This is a genomic window from Anaeromassilibacillus sp. An200 (assembly GCF_002160025.1).
Taxonomy (GTDB): Bacteria; Bacillota; Clostridia; order Oscillospirales; family Acutalibacteraceae; genus Caccousia; species Caccousia stercoris.
Genome location: NZ_NFJU01000090.1, coordinates 1 through 3,871, shown reverse-complemented (window position 1 = coordinate 3,871; position 3,871 = coordinate 1). Strand labels below are relative to the sequence as shown.

Sequence of the window (3,871 nt, the reverse complement as noted above, 5' to 3'; positions counted from 1 at the left end):
TATCCCCCGCGAAGTTATAGGCATACTGCTCTGTGGAGCCGTCCGCCTTCCTCACGCCGGTGATCCGGCCCCACTCATCCAGCAGGTACCTGGTCTCGTTTCCGTTGCCATCCACAACGCCGGTAATCCGGCCCTGGGCGTCATACTCCAGCTCCTGGCTGGCACCGCCCATGCTCTCCATGCGCCGCTGGGCTCCGGTGAAATCATACTCATACTTCACGCCGCTGCCTACGCCGTCTACGCGCTGGAGCAGGCGGCCCGACGCATCATAGGTGTTGCTCTGGAGCACATGGCCTCCGGGCTCACCACCGTAAGTACCCGGCCCTCGGCGTCGTAGGTGAACTGGAAACCCTCCCCGCCGTCCCGCTCAGTCCGCCGGATCTCCCAGTACAGCAGGTCATAGGCAATACAAGTCTTGCACCCCTGGTTGTCCGTGATTTCGGTCAGATTGCCTGCTGCATCGTAACTGAACTACGTCCGGTTATGGATGCCGCTGGTCGTTTCCCTGTGAATCTCCGCCATCAGGCGGCAAACTGCATCTGAACAGGTTTGATCGCTTTGTCAAACAGGTTGAAGGCAAAATTGGTGCTGCCCAGCAGATCGGTCTTGATGATCTGGGGGCGCTGCTTATAGTCAAGGCCCGCCCATGCTGTCAGCATAGGCGGGCCTTGGGGTGCTACGCTGGAAAGCGCATCGGTACATGATTCAGTTTTGAGTGCTGTGGGACGATTCATAACCTTATTTGCGGATGTGGTTGCCGTCATAGATATTGCAGACTTGGAAGAATAGATCGTCCCAGGAGTGGGCGGTCAGACTCTTCAACTTCTTGTCCAGGATGTAGGCATGGATAAAAATTTAATTTTTAGACTTGACTTGATTCTTCAATGATCCTGTACGAGTTGGAACAGGTTATATTCATCGCGAAATCAATCAACTTATCCTGTATGTAGTTTACAATATCATTGATTTTCAGAATAATTCTACCAATCGCCGAACCAAAGGAAGCCGCATCTACCATTTCACTTGCACTGCCGAAGAGCGCCCCCGAAACAATCAGCATCACAAGGGCCATAATTGCCTTAACTGCCACCGCAAAAAAGATGACCCAGAGTTCCATGATTCGTATTACAATGGTGTAACTTGCAAGAGAAAGAAGTGCCACTTTCCGGCTGACCATGATTTTGGGAATATAAGCATCTTTAGGCACACCTTTGATTAGCACCCTCTCTCCATCCCGCTGCAAGCGATCTTCCAGGGCCAGAGAAACCACAGCACTCCTCGCACTAACGGGCATGTAGTACGGAATCTTGCTGTCCACATAATAAAGAGAGGGCGTACGCTGGTTTTTCAGTTCATGATTTGATAAATGGCGAAGATAGCGTTGTAGACTCGGCGCAATCAGCGCATTAGAAGGCACCTCCTTTGCATGAAGGATAAACATAATCACGATAAAGTCCCCTACAACATTCCAGGATAGTAGCACAAGGAGCAATCCTACAATTCCACAATAGCAGATGCCAACAATAGGGTCCCATGTTGCAAAAATCGGAAGACTAGACACCAAAACATTGGCAGCAGCCAACCCATAATTTCTCCACATATCCTTTCCTCCCTCATCATCTTCTGTTCCAGTGGTGCGGCCCTCACCGTCGGTGGAGGACACCATATCCCCCGCGAAGTTATAGGCATACTGCTCCGTGGAGCCGTCCGCCTTCCTCACGCCGGTGATCCGGCCCCACTCATCCAGCAGGTACCTGGTCTCGTTTCCGTTGCCGTCCACAACGCCGGTAATCCGGCCCTGGGCGTCATACTCCAGTTCCTGGCTGGCACCGCCCATGCTGTCAGTATAGGTGGGTCTTGGCTTGATCTACGCTAGAAAGCACATCGGTACATGATTTGGTTTTAAGTGTGCCGGATACATTTACTGCTCTTTTCCGAACACATCAATTTTATACAATTCAATTTACTCGACAATCAGTTTTGCATACAGATCCTGATTAAATGCCAGTACCGCTTCGTGTAGTTCCGGGGTGTCCTGAAAATCGAATGGCATATGCAAAAAATAACCATGATATTCAGGAGAGAATTCCACTTGGACATGATGTTTTCTGCAAACAGACAGGTAGACTTCTTCTCCGCCGACATGATCAAACTGCTTTTTCATTTCAGTAGAACTGAAGTAAGCAAATGTATTGACCCACCAAATCCTCCCTTTTCCAATTTCCTGCATTTTTGAATAATATCCGCTGGTCATCATGGATTTTGTATCCATGTCCATATCAATACGTCGCACACTTTTATTTTTTATAAAAGATTTCCCCAAATTTATAAATTCCTCAATATAATACCCGCTTTTTTTCCCGATTTTATTCAGAGCAATGTTAACGGTAATATTGCTTGTGATTCCATAAACTCCATCTGGATATTTTTCTTGCATTAACGGATATGGTTTTACAACATGAAAATCTACAACATCCGCATCCCTTTTCAAGGAAGATTTTAATTTAAGATAGAGACTATCATAATTTTTCACATTTGCACTGACACTTTCTAAAGTAATCGGCGAAACCGGAATATTTTTGCGATAAAGGTGCAACGGTTCACGGTCAGGATTTTGACTCCATAGGTTGATGAACTCCAGTACAAGAGGGCCTATCTCACTTACCGTCCAAGGGGTAAATGAGATCAGAAGACTAAAAACATCCTTCATGTTCATTCCTCCGTTTTTATGAAATTCGTGTATCATAAGTTTAGCTTTAAGACTCAACTCCGACCACCTGGATAATATTCTCGGAGAAGCCGGTATCTTTTAAAAGAACCTTTACATGTGTTTTTGCTTGATCAGCTCTATTCAAGGGGACTTCCCAACGGACAGTAATGCCATACTGTGTCGCTATTGTAGCCTGCCTAATTGCTTCATTACGGGCACTTGTAAATGTTGTTGTGGATAGCTTGCGGTCAATAAGTTGATTCGTGGCAGGGTCCCATCCGTCAAACTCTACAAAGCCTCGACCTCTATCTGGATTCAGCGGGTTTACCCCACTTTTCCAATCTAATATATACTTGAGTGGGCCTTGGAACTCCAATGCTTCTGGAGACATAGCGGATGTTTCTGGTGCAAACCGTCCGGGACCACGTGTTGCAGCATCAAGATTCAATCTAGTCACTTCAGCAATCGCTTTCTCAAGCTGACTTGGCGACAGAGTTATCGCTTGGGGTGCAGTCTTTACAAGAGATGCCCACAGGGTTTGATAGTTACTTGCTTTGTAGTATGCCCAGGCTGATTCAAGCTCACTTTGGGGAATCGTTCGATTTCCTCCAAATTGAGTCTTATATTCATGGTAAAAATCTGTTATGTTTTTTACCTTCCGCGTTGCCAACTCCTGCATTACTCTGTCAAAAGACGCTTCAGCATTTTTGAATTTTCCATTTGATGTCAAACTTGAAATGACTTGTTCGCGCAATGCATCTTTTTTGTCGCAGTTATATCCACTCGGATCAACATAGTAAACCGGATTATTCGCACAGTAGGCATACAGGTTGAGCCCGTCGCCCCGGTAGGTATCCTCCTGGGTGAACCGGCCGATGACCGGGTTGTAGAACCGGGCCCGTAGGTAATACTGCTGGGTGATGGGGTCTATCTGCTGGCCGTAGTAGGTGAAGCGGTTGGGGATAGTCTCCTCCTTGGCCGTGATTTTGCCCCAGGCGTCGTAGGCGTAGCGGTTCTGGACATTGCCATTTTCATCGACGATGTGGGTGGTAGACCCCATCTCGTCGCTGGCATAGTGGTAGTACGTCCGGGCGCTCTCGCTACTGCGGGCGATCAGCTCTGTGGAACGGATGAGACGGGTCAGACCGGTGCTGTCCTCCT

Annotated in this window: 5 protein-coding genes; all 5 read right to left on the bottom strand. The window is 47.8% G+C overall.

Features of this window, described 5'->3' with window-relative positions; all coding sequences use genetic code 11:
- Positions 1-289 (bottom strand): RHS repeat domain-containing protein (locus B5F35_RS17720; protein WP_140401286.1); only part of this gene is annotated, 289 nt, incomplete at its 3' end.
- Between the two features lie 232 nt (positions 290-521).
- Entirely contained in the window at positions 522-659 is a 138-nt protein-coding gene (locus B5F35_RS18835; protein ID WP_162611478.1) for a hypothetical protein, read from the bottom strand.
- Between the two features lie 203 nt (positions 660-862).
- On the bottom strand, positions 863-1,837 hold the full coding sequence (locus B5F35_RS17710; protein ID WP_087242958.1) for an RHS repeat domain-containing protein: 975 nt from the start codon (positions 1,835-1,837) through the stop codon (positions 863-865).
- A gap of 126 nt (positions 1,838-1,963) precedes the next feature.
- Entirely contained in the window at positions 1,964-2,710 is a 747-nt protein-coding gene (locus tag B5F35_RS17705) for a hypothetical protein (protein ID WP_087242956.1), read from the bottom strand.
- Positions 2,711-2,756: 46 nt separating this feature from the next.
- Positions 2,757-3,871 (bottom strand): RHS repeat-associated core domain-containing protein (locus B5F35_RS17700; RefSeq protein WP_140401285.1); only part of this gene is annotated, 1,115 nt, incomplete at its 5' end.